The sequence below is a fragment of the Almyronema sp. genome (assembly GCF_052168255.1).
Classification (GTDB): domain Bacteria; phylum Cyanobacteriota; class Cyanobacteriia; order Phormidesmidales; family Phormidesmidaceae; genus Sphaerothrix; species Sphaerothrix epifaneia.
In genome coordinates this window covers 19,924-35,442 of record NZ_JBQLZL010000056.1, presented here as the reverse complement: position 1 = coordinate 35,442, position 15,519 = coordinate 19,924, and the positions used below count along the sequence as shown (strand labels likewise).

Genomic DNA, 15,519 nt, shown 5'->3' with positions numbered 1-15,519 from the left:
GCGTCTGTCTTGCTCTTTTGATCCTACCGCTTAAGGACCCAGGTATCTTTGCTGCCGCCGCCCTGGGTTGAGTTCACAACCAGCGATCCTTTTTTGAGCGCTACTCGAGTTAAGCCCCCTGGGTGAACGTAGATACTGTCTCCTTGGTGCAGCACATAAGGCCGCAAATCGACATGACGGCCTTCTAGTTGACCGTTAATTACCGTCGGAATTTGAGAGAGAGAGAGGGTCGGCTGAGCCATATAGTCTCTAGGATGCGACCGAATTTTAGCGGCAAATTCTTCGCGCTCTGCCTGGGTGGCATGAGGGCCAATCATCATACCGCGTCCGCCTTCTTCGCTGGCTGCTTTCACCACTAGCTGATCGAGATGTTCTAGCACATACTGGCGATCGCGCTCTTGCCAGCAGAGATAAGTTGGTACGTTCGGCAAAATCGGTTCTTCGCCCAAATAGTAGTGAATCATATCGGGCACATAGGCATAAATGACTTTGTCGTCAGCTACGCCTGCACCCATCGCATTAGCCACTGCTAAGCGTCTGGCTTGGCAAAGCTCAATCAGAGCGGCTACACCAGATGCATAGCCTTCTGGTTGAAACTGATTAAACAAAGGCAAATCACCCCGGCGATAAAGCACGTCAATTGGGCTGAGGCCGCGATCGCTGCGATAATGCAAATAGCCATTGGCGATTGCTAGATCTTGGGGGCGAACCAAGGCTACTCCCATTTGTTCGGCTAGCAAAGCATGTTCAAAATACGCTGACTCATGCGGGCCAGGTGTCAAAACAGCGATCGCCGGATCGTCTACAAAAGCGGCAGCCACCAGAGCTTGGCGTAGCGGTGCCGCATAGTGATCAATCGGCTCTGGGTCAAACTGGGCTACAAGCTGCGGCAAAATTCGCTCCATCACCTGCCGATTTTTCAACACATAGGCAATGCCAGAGGGAACCCGCAAATTATCCTCTAAGACGTACCACTGACCGTCGGCATCGCGCACCAGATCAGTACCACTAACATGGCACCAAACCCCTCCCGGTGGGCGTAGCCCCATACACGCTGGCAGAAAATGAGCCGCAGACTCTACAACCGCTCGCGGGATTTTGCCATCGCGGATAATGTGCTGCGTTCCGTAAACGTCGGCACAGAAGCGGTTAAGGGCAGCGACTCGCTGCTTTAAGCCTTTTTCTAACGTTTGCCAGGTTTGAGCTGATATAACGCGAGGCAAAATGTCGAAGGGTAAAATTCGCTCTTCGCCATTGACGACAAAAGTTGCACCTAAGTCTTTGAGGGCGTCCTCTGCGGCAGCTTCTGTCTGCGCTAGCCGTTCAGCCGACAGTTGCTTTAACCATTCGGCTAGACCCGCAATTTCAGGTCGGGGGTGACCCGTACTCGTAAAGTATTCGTTGTAGATAGCTTTGGGTTTATCGAGGCTTACTGTCATAACTTTAAGGTTCTTTTGAAGGGATGAATTTTTGATAGCTGTTTTGCCAGGTCGCCAGCTTGCCAAACCTGTTCAAAGTCCGAAGGTAGCCGCTGCCAGAGCACTCAGTAGGCTGATCAGCGGCAGTTGTCCTGGCTCCAGGGAAAAAATTAGATGATCTTAATCCTTAGCATTAAACTCTGGTACAAACTGTTTAGTCTAAACACCTCAGGGTTTAACCCCTCTGGCGATAGAGTCTAATTTCAGCCCCCTGGACGACGGCAAAGTTTGAAAAAGCTGAAAAGCTAATTAGATAAAGTTATGCTTAAATCTTTTCAAAAAACGTATGTTAGGTAATCAGGTTAGAACAGCGGCTCTACTAGGCTTGCTCAGTGGCTTAATTGTTTTGATTGGCTATTACTTAGTCGGCAATGAGCAGGGGTTAATTTTGGGGCTGATTTTTGCGGCCATTACTAGCTTTGGCTCCTGGTATTATTCCGATAAAGCAGCCCTAGCCGCTTATCAGGCTCAGCCTATTGCTCGGCAACAAGCTCCTGAACTTTATGATTTGGTAGCAGAGCTTTGCGATCGCGCCGAACTGCCTCTGCCTAAAATTTTTGTCGTGCCAACTCAATCACCCAATGCGTTTGCGACCGGGCGCGATCCAGACCATGCTGCTATTGCGGTGACAGAAGGGATTTTACAGTTACTTTCGCGAGAGGAACTAGCGGGGGTACTGGCTCATGAACTAACCCACGTTCGCAATCGCGACACCCTTACCCAAGCAGTTGCGGGTACGTTAGCCGGGGCGATTACTTTCTTGGGTCGCATTTTGACTTTTGGCACGCTGTATATGCCTGCCTCCTACGACAATCGCCGTGGGCCAAATCCGCTAGCTTTGCTGTTTTTGATTGTGCTGGCTCCCATTTCCGCTGCTCTTATTCAAATGGCGATTTCGCGGACGCGGGAATACGCGGCTGATGCAGGTGCCGCTGACATAACTGGCACGCCCTTGGCCTTGGCTAGCGCTTTAGAGAAGCTCGAAGAGATGGGCAGTCAAATTCCTATGCATGGCAACCCAGCAATGTCGCCGCTGCTGATTATCAATCCTATTTCGGCTTCTGGGTTACAGGCGCTCTTTCGGACGCATCCACTAACGTCAGAACGAATTAAGCGGCTACAGGCGATCGCTCAGCAATTACAGCAACAGCAGGTACCTAACCTGTCGAGCTATCCCGCTTCCGCTGCTTAGAGCAGCCGCAATTGCTGCGAAGTTAAATCAAATTCCTGCAGCAGAGTATCTTGTGGTTGGGCTACCGAGTCTGTAACTAGGCTCGGTTCTGCTGTTAATAGGGCATTGGCGGCGGCTAGCATTTCGCTGGCTAAGCCGCTGAGATCCTCGCGGTTGGCTAGATAGGTTTGCAGAGCCGTTAAGGGCTCTAGTGTACTTTCGGCTTTGAGTTCTGGTAAGCGCGGACGGGCTAGCTGGCTGACAAACTCGGCTTGCACCGTGTAGGTATGCGCTAGGCTGAGAGCCTCATAAATGGCAGCGTTGTCAATCTGCTCGATTTGCTCCGATCGCAATTTGTAAATCAACCGGACAACAGCTTCTTCAATGTCAGTAGCTGCGATCGCCTGCAACAGCTTTTGCTGCGGGTCGTCGGCTTTAGAAAGATCGGCGCTCACTGTTTTAAAGGGTCGTACAGGCAAGGGGCAAAATTCGGCTGTCGTAGCGCCCCGCGCCAGCGACACTAGCACGTAACCTTTGTCTTCTTTCTCTTCACTAAAATCAACCCGTTCAATGCTGCCGGGATAAAGCGCCAAAGGAGATTCGCTTAAAATTTGGTGCTTGTGAACATGACCCAAAGCAATGTAGTCAAAGCAGTCTCGCGTCAGTAAGGCCATCGGAACAGTAAAGCCTTTGCCTGCGGCCATAAAGCGTTCGGCTCCGTAACAAGCCGTATCAGCCATCAGATGCCCTAACAAAACAGTCGGCAGGTCTGGATCTAGACGACGAATTTCTCCCTCTAAAGCTACGCGCAGCCGATCAATTAATAGCTGGTTGACTTCGGCCATTGATAGCCCGTCTGTTTCAGGTCGAGTTAGCAAAGTCGATCGCGTTAGCCAGGGCAGCGTGATAATTTGCACTACGCCATTTGACGTTTCTATACGATGGGTGGTTAAGCGATCGCCGACAACAAAACCAGGCACCCCCAGCGTCCGATAAATACACAAGCTGGCTCCCCCCGTCCCTTGAGCGTGCTGATCGTGATTGCCAACCAGCAACACCGTAGGAATTTCTGCATCTACTAAACGACGAAATTGGCTGGCAAAGGCTTGCTGCACAATTGGTGGCGGCGTTGCATCCGGAAAAGCATCCCCACTAAAGAGCACCAGATCAACGGGTTCGGCAATGGCGCGATCAATACACAAACTCAGCGTAGCTACAAAGTCTTCTAGGCGCGTGTTTAACCCGGTTTCTGGGTTAAGGCGTCCGTGGCAAAAGCCACTGCCCATGTGAATGTCGGAAAGGTGCAGAATCCGTATCATCGGCGATCGCTCTGATAGGCCGTACAGGCTTAGCGTAGCATGGTACGCTTGTACCCAACGCCGCTCTAACAAAAGCAAACCGCTATTGGTGGCTAATATACCTGCAAGCAACGCTAGCTGAAAATGCTCAGAAAATTTGAGGTTGTCGTGAGTTGAACCATCCATTGCAGTAGCAGGCGAACACAGCGCCACTTGCCGTAGTTTTGGGCAGTTAACAAAGGCCAAGCGAGAGGTTCTCTCACCTGTCTTATTCTGTACCCACCCCTTCTAAAGCTAGATCGGCCATATCGTAAAGATTTTGTAGCTTCTCTAGTTTTGCTTGATTGGCCTGCCAATAGCCCCGTCCGTGGGCTTCTAACAGCCGCCCGACGATGTTACGAAACGCTTCAGGATTAGCTTGCCGTAGCTGCTGAGCCATCTCCGCGTCAAAAGCATAAGTATCAGCGGCTTGGTCGTAGACCCAATTGTCTTGAAAGCGGGTAGTTCCCGCCCAGCCCATTAGCGCTGTCATTCGCTGAGAGATTTCGTAGGCTCCGCCAGAGCCTTGTGCCGCCATTGCCGTCGCCCATTTGGGATTGAGGAGCTTGGTGCGATATTCCATCCGCAGTAAGTCTTCTAGCTTGCGAGGGGTGCTGTCTTTAGCAAAGCTTTCTACAAAGCTAGCGGTGATTTTCTGGCCCCGTTTTTGCTCAACGGCTTGCTTAAGCGCTCCGGTATTGGCGTAATACTCTTGAATATCGGTAAGTCCATACTCGACTGAATCAATTTCTTGCACAATGCGATCGGTGCTGTTGAGCAGGGTGTTTAGCACTTCTGGACGGGCTTGCCCCTTATCCTGCCGTCCATAGCTAAAGACATTGCGATCGCGCCAGGTTTGCCCCAGTTCATCCCCCGACTCCCAATTAGAATCCACCACGCGGTCGTTCACCAAAGAGCCATAGTCACCCGCCGGATTAGAAAACAGTCGGGCGGCAGAATTCTCAATCCCTTCCGCTTGTAACTCTAGAGCGTGTTTGCGAATAAAGTTTTGCTCAATTGGTTCATCCGCCTCAGCCGCACGGCAAAACAAATCGTCTAGTAGCTCCAAAATGTTGACAAAACTATCGCGGAAAATGCCCGACAGATTCGCCAGTACATCAATCCGGGGATGATCTAGCGCTGCAAGCGGTTTCAACTCGTACCGTACAATCCGTCCGGTGCCTTCTTTAATCGGCTCTGCCCCCACTAGCTCTAGCAAAATACCAATGGACTCGCCGCGTGTTTTAATCACATCCAAGCCCCACAGCATGACAGCGATGGTTTGGGGATAGGTGTTATGTTCAGCCCGGTGCTGATCGATCAGTTTGCGGGCGATCGCTTGGCCTCTGGCATAAGCGGCAGGTGAGGGCATGCGGTAGGGGTCAAGCGCGTGGATGTTGCGTCCAGTTGGTAGCACCCCCGGCCCATCGCGTAGCAAATCGCCCCCCGGTGCTGGCGGAATATATTCTCCATTTAGCCCCCGCAGTAAGTTCGTCAGTTCGTCGGGGGTTTGGGCGAGGCGATCGCAAATCTCAAGTGCTTCCGTAATCTTGGGTCGCAAAACCTGATTTTTGTAATCGTCTGTAGCCGCTCGATAAAACTGATTGATAATCTCGGTCGTCGCTGCCTGAGGTTGAGTCGTCGTTTGCGCGGTTGGCAACGCATAGCGACTAATCGCCTGCAAAACCTCTAGGGGCAAGGCATCGTCAAAATAAGCACTGAGATAGCTTTCTAAATCTTCAGGACTGGGTGAGTCTCCTAACACATGCAGCCCGGACGAAAATAGGCGATTTTCAAGTACCTGAAGATACGCATAGAGCTGAACGAAGTAGCGATCCAGCACCGCATTGCTAAATAGCTGAGCGTTTTCAGGTGTAAATTCAATACCGAGTTGTTTCGCTTCGGCCAAAGGGCAGTCAGTGTACAAACCGCTGTCGGTAATTTTCTTCAGAATGGCTTCTTTCAGCAGGGCATTCTTGTGCGGATCTTCGCGGTATTCCTGAATTAGCTCTCGCAGCACGGCCAGTTCTTTATACAGCTCGGCGCGGCCATAAGGTGGCACATTGTGAGAAATCAAAACGCCATAGCCGCGCCGTTTGGCCAAAATTGATTCTGAGGGATTATTGGCCGCATAAATGTAGAGGTTGGGCAGGTTGCCCAGCAAAATGTCAGACCAGGAATAACCCGTATTACCCAACGGCGAACCCGGCAACCATTCCACTGTGCCGTGCATACCAAAGTGGATCAAGGCATCGGCTTGAAAGTCATTTTGCAACCACTGATAAAACGCGGCGTACTGAGGATGGGGTGTCAAATCGCGTTCAAACATTAGCCGCATCGGATCGCCTGCAACCCCTAAGGGCGGCTGTACGCCCATCCAAACATTGCCAAACTGCACCCCACCAAGTAGATAGTCTTCCCCAAAGGTGCGAATGCCCGTGTCGGTGAGCGATTTCCACTGCTTTTTTATCCGGCTAGTTAACAGATAGCCCAGCCATTTTTCTAAGGTTGCCACCGAGGCCGTTGTCGTCCCTGGAGAAGAATCCGGGCTAGGGTAAGCGTCATCAGCGGCCTTGGCTTGCTGAATTAGGGCTTCTCCCGTTTCCGGCAAATTACCCACGCTATAGCCTTGGGTTTGCAGCGATCGCAGCAGCTTTAACAAAGACTGAGGCACATTTAGCAAAGCCGCTGTGCCCGTCGCCCCATAACCGGGTGGAAAACCGTAGAGAATAATCGCAATCTTACGCTCAGCAGGTGGTTTTTGCCGCAGGGCAACCCATTTTTTCAAGCGACCTATCAGACGCTCTACTCGCTCTGGCACCAGATAAATGTTGTCGCCAACAAGTCCGCCCAGCGGCAAAGTATCGATCGCCCCATCCAACTCTGGCAAGGCATAGAGCACTACACTTTGCAGTCCACCAATCCCCTGCCGTGTCCAAGAGTGAATATCTTGAATTAACAGCGGCGCAGCGATCAGATAGGGGACATTTTTGGCCGCTAAAATTCGCTTAGCTACTTCTACTTGGCGTCCCGCTTCCATCGACCCAGCAGGCCCCCCCACCAGCGGAAAGCCAATCGTCGAGACAATCGCGTCTACCTGTGCAGCCGCTGAAGAGAGCGAAGGCGTTTCTACCCGACCCACAGCCCGCTGCGCTTGTTCATAGGCCGTCGTCAGCCAATCGCGTACTGCCACATGACCTTCAACCCCATTGATAAAAATTGGCAGCGGTCTTAATCCGGCGGCTTCAAAGCGGCGAATCAGTTGGGGAATATAGGGCTGCTTTGTAATCACATGTTTGCGATAGAGCAAAATGCCAACCGTAGGGCGTTTTACCTCAGCAGTTTGCGAACCTTCGCGGGCACGTTCATACCAATCCACATAAGCGCTGGGAGATTCAAAGTAGCCTGGGTAGTCAGGATGCAGCAGACCCATTGCTGGGATCTCAATTGCAGCGGGGATTTCACCCACTGTTAAGCTCAAATACTGCTCAGCCAGATACCAAAGCATCGCCGCGACATTTTCGGCACCGCCCGCATTCCAATAGCCGTAGATAATCAGCCAGTTACGCAGATCCTGAACTTTACGCGCCGGAATATACTTCAGCAGCTTCGGGCCAACTTTCAAAAAGCTCAGGTAACCCGCCAGACGATCTTCCTCTTTACCACTGCCAAACTTGCTGAGGATAAACTGCACGGGCTTGGGCATACCCTTGGGCTTTTCGCCAATGGCAAATTTACCCAGTCGCGTTAGCGCCATCAGCTCTAACGCCGACTCAAACACCAGCCGAATCGGGATAGTCTGAGCGCGATCGCGTAGCCAAAGCACCTGATCATAGTCAAAAATCAAGCTAGCAAAAAAGACATCCGCCGCTTTCAACGCCCGTTCCACAGCGTCAGGTTGCTGGATGAGGTCGCGATCGCTAAACACAAAAATCTCTAACGCTGAGCAACGCGATCGCGCCAACTCTGCCGCCTGCCGATAAAGCTCAGCATTAAACGACTCAAACCCCGCAATTAGGACAATTTGCGCCATAGGTTGAGAGGCTAGATGGATTCATCTTTATCCTAGTGCGATTACCCCCGACTCATCCAGCACAACAACAACGCCTCCGTCCACTCCACTACTGCGCCGTAGGTATCTCCTGTGTGACCGCCTAGCTTGTAGTTAAACCAAGCTCCTGTCAAAAGGGCGATCGCAAAGCCAGCTAGATGATTAGCTAAAATCTGCCAGCCCTGCCCAGGGGCGATCGCCCATTGCCCCACCCCTAGAAGGATGAGGGCAATTATCCCTGGCAGTAAGTCCCAGGGGTAGTGCATATGTTGTTTGTGAAAAGCGCCCTTCCCAGTGGGTTTGAGATAGGGATAAAAGGCGATCGCGGCCACCTGTCCCCAGCGTCCCCAAGCCGCTACCGTCATCAAGGCTAGCCACTGCCCTGTTGCTAACTCACTCAGAGCGGCTGCCTTTAAGCCTATAATCACAACTGCTGTCATCGCCCCAAAGGCACCTGTCACACTGTCAGCCATCACCGCTAGCCGTCTAGGCGGATCTAGAACCGCCAGTCCATCAGCGGTATCCATCGCGCCATCTAAGTGCAGTCCCCCGGTGATAACCAGCCAGAAAGCTACTACCAAAACACTTCGCGTCAGTACCGGAAGTCCTAGCCAGCCAAAGCTGAAGTCAACAAATCCTAACCCCGCGCCAATCAGCAACCCTACAAAAGGCGCAAATCGCGCAATTCTAGAAAAATCAAACGAGCCGTTGGGCAGCGGAATTGAAGTGTAAAAGAGAATGGCACCGCCTATTTGAGCTATCCATCGATGCACAAAAGTTTTGCCTTAGTAACGTGTGAAGCTTAGTTTCAACCGTAGATTCAACCCCTTGAGGGGTGATTGTTCAAAGCAGCAGAGTATAAAACTAGGTAGAGTTTCAGTGTTTTGGCTGAGTCCACTAACTTATCGTAATTGTCACAATTAACGTATCCCACTTAACAAAAAACTATTTATAAGGGATCAAACGGCAAAATTCGATTATCGTGGATTTAGACCCAACTACAGATCGTTGACCCTGAATGCCGAGTTCGCTTAACAGCTGCATTCCTACAAATTTATGAGCTACGACCCCATTGGCAACACAAGCTTACCTGCACCTTGTCTCGTAGATACAGGTGTTGTCGTCAACAAAACGGATATGCAAAGGTTACTGGGTGACCTTGGGCGTGTCCGCTATGTTTATGAACATGACGACCAAACGAGCGAAGGAGAAGGTTATGTTTTAGAAGTTTTCAACGATCCGCAACAGTCTACCCTAGTTGCCAATCATACGCTATACATTAACGTTCAAAGTTTTGATTACTTGGAACTCAGCCGTTCTAGCGACCAGCAGGCTTGCTTAACCCTGGTGCAAGAAAGCCGCCGCTTTTGTTTGTTTCCCCTTTCTAATCCGCTACAAGAGCAAACTGCTCGTAACCTCAACGCGGCTGCTTTAGAAGCGATGGTAGCTGAAGCGCTTTCTGCCAGTTGGGATGTTTGTATGGATGACGATAATTTTTCCACCTAGCAGCCCTTGACCCTGCGGGTAGTCTGCTCAAACGCTCACTTTCTGATTTAATCAGTTTGCAGGCTGTGCTTTGCTGGCACAGCCTTTTGCTATGTCAGTCTAGTTGTTTAACTTTTTAACTTTGTTTTCATTTCACTGTCAGGCTCGCTGTTGTCATACCCAGGCGCGAGTGGGTATTTTTTCGACTCCACATGGCCCGGTGCATACGCCTCGCTTTATGCCCGTGGGTACGCTGGCTAACGTTAAAACCGTAACCCCAGTCCACTTGCAAGAAGCGGGGGCTGAGATGGTGCTGGCTAATACCTATCATCTTCACCTCCAGCCAGGAGAGCAGATTGTTGCTCAAGCGGGGGGATTGCACCGATTTATGGCTTGGTCAGGGCCAATCTTGACAGATTCGGGCGGCTTCCAGGTCTTTAGCTTGAGTAAAATGCGCTCCATTTCGGATGAAGGGGTGACGTTTCGATCGCCGCGTGATGGCAGCATGATTCATTTGACCCCTGAGCGGTCGATGGAGATTCAAAATCATCTAGGTGCCGACGTGATTATGGCCTTTGATGAGTGCCCTCCGTACCCAGCTGACAAAGCTGCCGTGACAGTCGCTACTGAGCGTACTCACCGTTGGCTAGAACGCTGTGTTAAAGCTCACCAGCGTTCTGACCAGGCTTTGTTTGGCATTGTTCAAGGTGGGGTTCATCTCGATCTGCGGCAGGCGGCGGCGCGGGCGGTCACAGCCTTTGATCTACCTGGCTATGCCATTGGCGGCGTCAGTGTGGGTGAACCGCCCGCGTTAATTGAAAAAATTGTGCAAGCAACGACGCCGCTTTTGCCGCCAGACAAACCGCGCTATTTGATGGGGGTGGGCACTTACCGGGAGATGGCACAGGCGATCGCCGCTGGTATTGACTTGTTTGACTGTGTTATTCCCACGCGTCTAGCCCGTCATGGAGCAGCGTTAGTTGCAGGCGATCGCTGGAATCTCAAAAACGCTCGCTTTCGCACAGACTTTACTCCCCTAGATACCGACTGCCCCTGCTATACCTGTCAAAACTTTACCCGTGCCTACCTTTGCCACCTGATTCACGCCCATGAGATTTTGGCGTTTACGCTGCTGTCAATTCACAACATTACAGAGCTAATTCGCTTTACCCAGCGAATTCGAGCGGCTATTTTGAGCGATCGCTTTACGGAAGAGTTTGCTGAGTGGCTCCAACCGACGGCGACAAATCCTTAAAGTTTCGGCTCTCGGTTCATGTTAAGATCTATCGCAATTATTAATCTTGTGTTGAAGAGGTCAAGTCATCTATGGAAGCGGTTCTGCTCTTGGCGAAGTTGCCTGAGGCTTACTCCTTGTTTGATCCCTTGGTAGATGTTCTACCTGTAATTCCTGTCTTCTTTCTGCTTCTCGCTTTTGTCTGGCAGGCAGCCGTCGGCTTTAGATAAATCTACAATGCGTGGCTTAGTAGCCTGAGCAAGCGCTTGTTTATTAACAGCTTAATAGAGAAGATTGTCCTCCCAAGTGAAGCTACCTGGCTTGCTTGGGAGATTTTTATCGAGGGTATAATCGGCTTTCGTAATTTTTAGCTAGCCAGCGATCGCCCGCTTTGAATTGTTTGAATTCGCTCTAGGTTGCCTAACGGAATCGAGGCGATCAGCTTTTGGGTGTAGGGTTGCTGAGGATGGCGATAAATTTGCTCAGCGGGGCCAATTTCTTCGATTTTGCCCTGGTTCATCACCAAAATGCGATCGCTCATAAACTTAACAACTGCCAAATCGTGAGAAATAAAGATATAGGTGAGGTTAAACTCGGCCTGAAGTTCTTTCAGTAGATTTAGCACCTGAGCCTGTACAGATACATCTAAAGCCGACACCGACTCATCGCAGATGATAAATTTGGGGTTGAGCGCCAAAGCACGGGCAATGCAAACCCGCTGACGTTGCCCGCCCGAAAACTCGTGGGGAAAACGATTCATGCAATCTGGGGACAGCCCTACTCGCTCTAGCAAATAAGTGACCCGCTCGTGCTGATTGCGTTTACCTTTAATTACCCCATGAATTTTTAACGGTTCGGCGATCGCTTCTCCAATACTAATGCGCGGATCTAAAGAGCTAAAGGGATCTTGAAAGATAATCTGCATGTCGCGGCGCAGTTGCCGCAGTTGTTTGGGGCTAAGGTCGTAAATATTGCGCCCTTCAAACAACACCCGCCCATTCATCGGGTTAATCAAATGTAGCAGTGCCCGCCCCAGGGTTGTCTTACCACAACCCGACTCGCCCACCAAACCAAAGGTTTCGCCGCGATAAACTTCAAACGAAACGCCATTAACCGCCATTACATAGCGCTGGGTCTGCCCAAAAATACCGCGAATGGGATATCCCACGCGTAAATCCTGTACTGTCAGCAACGGGCCTTCCTTTTGCAAACGTACTAGGCGATCGCCCATTTCTGCCTCGTTTATAAGGGCATTTTGGCGCAGTGCTTCAGTCACTTCCAGCGGCTTAGACTCAATGTTGAGCGCGCCTGTTTCTGATTGCTTGACTTCCATAAAGTCAGAGACAGTCGGCAAAAAGCGCAGGTTTTGATCGGGCCGAGGCCGACAGGCTAGCAGCCCTTTAGTATAGGGATGCTGCGGATTCGAGAAAATTTCCCAAACCGAGCCATACTCTAAAATTTTGCCTTGATACATCACCACCACCTGATCGGCAATTTCGGCAATTAAACCCAAATCGTGGGTGATGAAAATTAAAGACATTCCCCGGCGATCGCGCAGTTCTCGCAGCAGGTCAATAATAGTGGCTTGGACGGTCACATCTAACGCTGTCGTTGGCTCATCCGCAATCAGCACAGAGGGATTACAGGCGATCGCCATGGCAATCATCACCCGCTGTAATTGTCCGCCTGAAAGCTCGTGGGGATAGCGGTTTAACAGCGTTTGTTGCCGCCGATCAATTTCCTGTGAAATTTGGCGATCGCTCAAACCGCCAGCTTCTATCAGGGCTTGTTTTAGCTCCTCGTCAGTTGGCAATAGCTTGACTTCTTGTAGGCGGGCGATCGCCTGCTTGCGAGCTTCAGTCTTAGAAATGTTTTGGTGTTGGCGAATAGCTTCTATTAACTGAAAACCACAGGTATAAACTGGATTCAAAGAACTCATCGGTTCTTGAAAAATCATCGAAATCTGCCCCCCCCGATACTGCTGCATCTGGGATTCAGCCAGACTAGCCAAATTGACCCGATCCGCCTGATGGGGGTGAAACCAGATTTGCCCACTCACCACTTTCCCTGGCGGGTTTGGCACCAACCCCATGACCGCTAGAGACGTTACCGATTTACCGGAACCAGATTCACCGACAATCCCTAATGTTTGTCCGCGATTGACTTGAAAAGAAATATCATCAACAGCAATGATTGTCTGGTCATCAGATTGAAACTGAACTTTGAGATTGCGAACGTCTAAGACAGGTTCACTCATTGAGAAAAGGTAAAAGCGCCTAATGAACGTCGTACAGTGGGATTAGCAGGATCATAGCAGCGCTCTACCCTTTCTGGTGTTCATTTCGCGCTTGTTGACGAGATTTTTGCTAACCAACGAATAGCCCTTACTATGCTGCAACTTGCGATCGCGGTTTTAATCGTCCTCTTCGGCTCAGCCCTTTGTTCTGGGACTGAAACCGCCCTGCTTTCTGTTTCTATTCTCAAAGCCCGACAAATTGCTCAGTCCAAAAAGCCCGCTGCCGTTGCCCTGCTCGCTATCCGCGAAAGGGTCAATCGACCCATTGCTACCATTGTGGTTCTCAACAACATTTTCAACATCGTGGGTAGCATCGTCATTGGTAGCATGGCCAGCGCCCTCCTAGGCGACACCCTACTGGGCATCTTTTCGGGGGTGCTGACCTTTTTGATCATTATCTTCGGTGAAATTGTGCCGAAGACGATTGGAGAACGCTACGCTGAACCGATTGGTTTGATTGTTGCCTTACCTGTGAGATGGCTGACTTGGTTATTCTCTCCCTTAGTTTGGTTATTAGAGCACATCACCGCACCGCTAACCCAAGGCAACCAACGCCCGATTACTAACGAAGCTGAAATTAAATTGCTGGCAAAGTTAGGGCTACAAGCAGGCGTCATCGAAGACGACGAAGCTGACATGATTCAACGAGTCTTTCGGCTCAATGACTTAACCGCCGAGCATCTCATGACACCGCGAGTAGCGCTTACCTACATTCCGGGTGATCAGGCACTGGCTGCGCTCAAGTCAGACATTATTGCCTCGCAGCATTCTCGCATTTTGATTATTGAAGCTGATATCGATCACGTTTTGGGCGTAGCGCTCAAGTACGAGCTCCTAACTGCCCTGGTGCAAGGCCAAGGCGATCAGCCTGCGGCTAAGCTGGCTCGTCCGGTTCACTTTGTGCCTGAAGTAGAACGCGCCGATCGCCTGCTCAAAACCTTTCAGGCTAATCGCGAACACTTAATGGTTGTTGTAGATGAATATGGCGGCGTTTCAGGCGTCGTGACCCTAGAAGACGTTTTAGAAGTCTTGACAGGAGAAATCGTGGATGAAACCGATCGCAGTGTAGATTTGCAAGCGATCGCTCGTCAGCGTCGAAAGCGCTTATTGCAAACTAGAGGTTTCGGCAATTGAGCAACAGCGTTCAACGCCTAGGTGCTAAGCTACCAGCCCAAAACCGGATTATCTGCAGGCATCAGCGTAAAGTAAAACGTTGTGCCCTGACCTGCCACCGACTCAGCCCAAATTTGCCCACTGTGTAGCTTGACGATTTTCTTGCAGGTTGCCAGTCCAATGCCACTACCCGCATAGTCTTGGGTGTCATGCAAACGCTGAAAAACTTCGAAGATGCGCTCTAGATGCTGAGGGGCAATACCAATGCCATTATCTCGAATTCCAAAGAGATATAGTCCATCTTTGAGCTGCACAGATATATGAATACAGGCGATCGCCGTTGGCGGCGTAAATTTGATCGCGTTGCTCAAAAGATTTTGAAATAAGCGAACCAGCTGTATTTCATTCCCTAACACCCAAGGCATCGCGTCATTCGTGATCTCGATGGCCTTATTTTTGATCGAACAATCTAGATTTTCTAAAACCTGCGTCAAAACCCGGTGGCAACTGACAGGCTGCAACACAAACGTACGATTACCTGCTTGAGAGTAGGTCAGCAGATCTTGGATAAAAGCCTGCATCCGTTCACCAGCCTCTTCCATGCGTATTAGATACTGGTAAATTTGAGGATCTAGCTGGCTGAGATACTGCAGTTTGATTAGTTTGGCAAACCCTGTGATGGTTTGTAGGGGTTGCTGTAAGTCATGAGAAATCGTATACGCAAACTGCTCAAGCTCTCGGTTTGATTGCTCAAGCTGTTGATTTTGCTCAATGAGTTGCTTTTGAAGTTTTTGGAGATTGAGTTGATGCTCAACGCGAGCGAGAACTTCAGCCGCTTGAAAAGGTTTTGTGACGTAGTCAACGCCTCCCACTTCAAAAGCCTTGACTTTGTCTAAAACATCATCCAAAGCGCTAATGAATATAACTGGAATTTCTGCAGTTTGAGGATTTGCTTTGAGCGATCGACAAACTTGATAGCCATCCATCTGAGGCATCCGAATATCCAGCAAGATTAGGTCGGGAGGCTCAGCCTTAGCCGAAGTCAAAGCCATATGACCGCTCAAAGCCTTACGCACCTCATATCCATGCTGCGACAGCATTTGAGATAGTAGCCGTAAGTTGTTAGGAGTGTCGTCAACAATCAAGATATCTTCTTTAAAAGGAAGATCTATGTTGCAACTCATTTCATTATCGGTTGCACTGAGCGAATAATTTGGCTGAATAGAAGCTGTTGAATTCAAAATCTTAACACCTTCAGCGGCATCACATAAAGACACAGAACCTCGCCCACAGCATCTCGGCACGATCTCCAATGTTGGGGCGTTTTCGTAAAACTCTGTCAAGGCCTGCTTAG

The 15,519-nt window shown here is 50.3% G+C and carries 11 protein-coding genes; 5 read left to right on the top strand and 6 right to left on the bottom strand.

Going from position 1 to position 15,519, the window contains the following annotated elements:
- Positions 1-23 precede the first annotated feature (23 nt).
- Positions 24-1,439 carry a circularly permuted type 2 ATP-grasp protein gene (locus ACTS3T_RS12410; RefSeq protein ID WP_462935049.1) on the bottom strand — a complete coding sequence of 472 codons (1,416 nt, stop codon included), beginning with the start codon at positions 1,437-1,439 and terminating at the stop codon, positions 24-26.
- Between the two features lie 325 nt (positions 1,440-1,764).
- Between ACTS3T_RS12410 and ACTS3T_RS12405 the strand changes: the two genes are divergently transcribed.
- Positions 1,765-2,670 carry a M48 family metalloprotease gene (locus ACTS3T_RS12405; RefSeq protein WP_462935048.1) on the top strand — a complete coding sequence of 302 codons (906 nt, stop codon included), beginning with the start codon at positions 1,765-1,767 and terminating at the stop codon, positions 2,668-2,670.
- Here ACTS3T_RS12405 and sbcD read toward each other — a convergent pair.
- The 3 genes from sbcD to cobS all read right to left on the bottom strand — a co-directional run bounded on the left by sbcD (position 2,667) and on the right by cobS (position 8,810).
- Positions 2,667-3,968 carry an exonuclease subunit SbcD gene (gene sbcD, locus ACTS3T_RS12400; RefSeq protein ID WP_462935085.1) on the bottom strand — a complete coding sequence of 434 codons (1,302 nt, stop codon included), beginning with the start codon at positions 3,966-3,968 and terminating at the stop codon, positions 2,667-2,669. The two genes, ACTS3T_RS12405 and sbcD, sit on opposite strands and share 4 nt — an antisense overlap.
- A gap of 247 nt (positions 3,969-4,215) precedes the next feature.
- Entirely contained in the window at positions 4,216-8,019 is a 3,804-nt protein-coding gene (gene bchH, locus ACTS3T_RS12395) for a magnesium chelatase subunit H (protein WP_462935047.1), read from the bottom strand.
- A gap of 41 nt (positions 8,020-8,060) precedes the next feature.
- Positions 8,061-8,810 (bottom strand): adenosylcobinamide-GDP ribazoletransferase, encoded by a 750-nt coding sequence (cobS, locus tag ACTS3T_RS12390; RefSeq protein WP_462935046.1) that lies wholly within the window; start codon positions 8,808-8,810, stop codon positions 8,061-8,063.
- A gap of 283 nt (positions 8,811-9,093) precedes the next feature.
- Here cobS and ACTS3T_RS12385 point away from each other — a divergent pair, with 283 nt between their 5' ends.
- The 3 genes from ACTS3T_RS12385 (at position 9,094) to ACTS3T_RS12375 (ending at position 10,986) form a co-directional block, all read left to right on the top strand.
- Positions 9,094-9,543, top strand: coding sequence for a hypothetical protein (locus tag ACTS3T_RS12385; RefSeq protein WP_462935045.1), 450 nt, complete (start codon positions 9,094-9,096; stop codon positions 9,541-9,543).
- A 121-nt stretch (positions 9,544-9,664) separates the two neighbouring features.
- Positions 9,665-10,777 carry a tRNA guanosine(34) transglycosylase Tgt gene (gene tgt, locus ACTS3T_RS12380; RefSeq protein ID WP_462935044.1) on the top strand — a complete coding sequence of 371 codons (1,113 nt, stop codon included), beginning with the start codon at positions 9,665-9,667 and terminating at the stop codon, positions 10,775-10,777.
- A gap of 71 nt (positions 10,778-10,848) precedes the next feature.
- Positions 10,849-10,986 (top strand): photosystem II reaction center protein K, encoded by a 138-nt coding sequence (locus ACTS3T_RS12375; RefSeq protein WP_462935042.1) that lies wholly within the window; start codon positions 10,849-10,851, stop codon positions 10,984-10,986.
- A 137-nt stretch (positions 10,987-11,123) separates the two neighbouring features.
- Here the strand turns inward: ACTS3T_RS12375 and ACTS3T_RS12370 are convergent, their stop codons facing one another.
- A complete protein-coding gene (locus tag ACTS3T_RS12370) occupies positions 11,124-13,013 on the bottom strand; it encodes an ABC transporter ATP-binding protein (RefSeq protein WP_462935041.1) in 1,890 nt (629 codons plus the stop codon).
- A gap of 132 nt (positions 13,014-13,145) precedes the next feature.
- Here ACTS3T_RS12370 and ACTS3T_RS12365 point away from each other — a divergent pair, with 132 nt between their 5' ends.
- Entirely contained in the window at positions 13,146-14,186 is a 1,041-nt protein-coding gene (locus tag ACTS3T_RS12365) for a hemolysin family protein (protein ID WP_462935040.1), read from the top strand.
- Between the two features lie 29 nt (positions 14,187-14,215).
- Here ACTS3T_RS12365 and ACTS3T_RS12360 read toward each other — a convergent pair whose 3' ends face one another.
- Positions 14,216-15,349, bottom strand: coding sequence for a response regulator (locus ACTS3T_RS12360; RefSeq protein ID WP_462935039.1), 1,134 nt, complete (start codon positions 15,347-15,349; stop codon positions 14,216-14,218).
- Positions 15,350-15,519 lie beyond the last annotated feature (170 nt).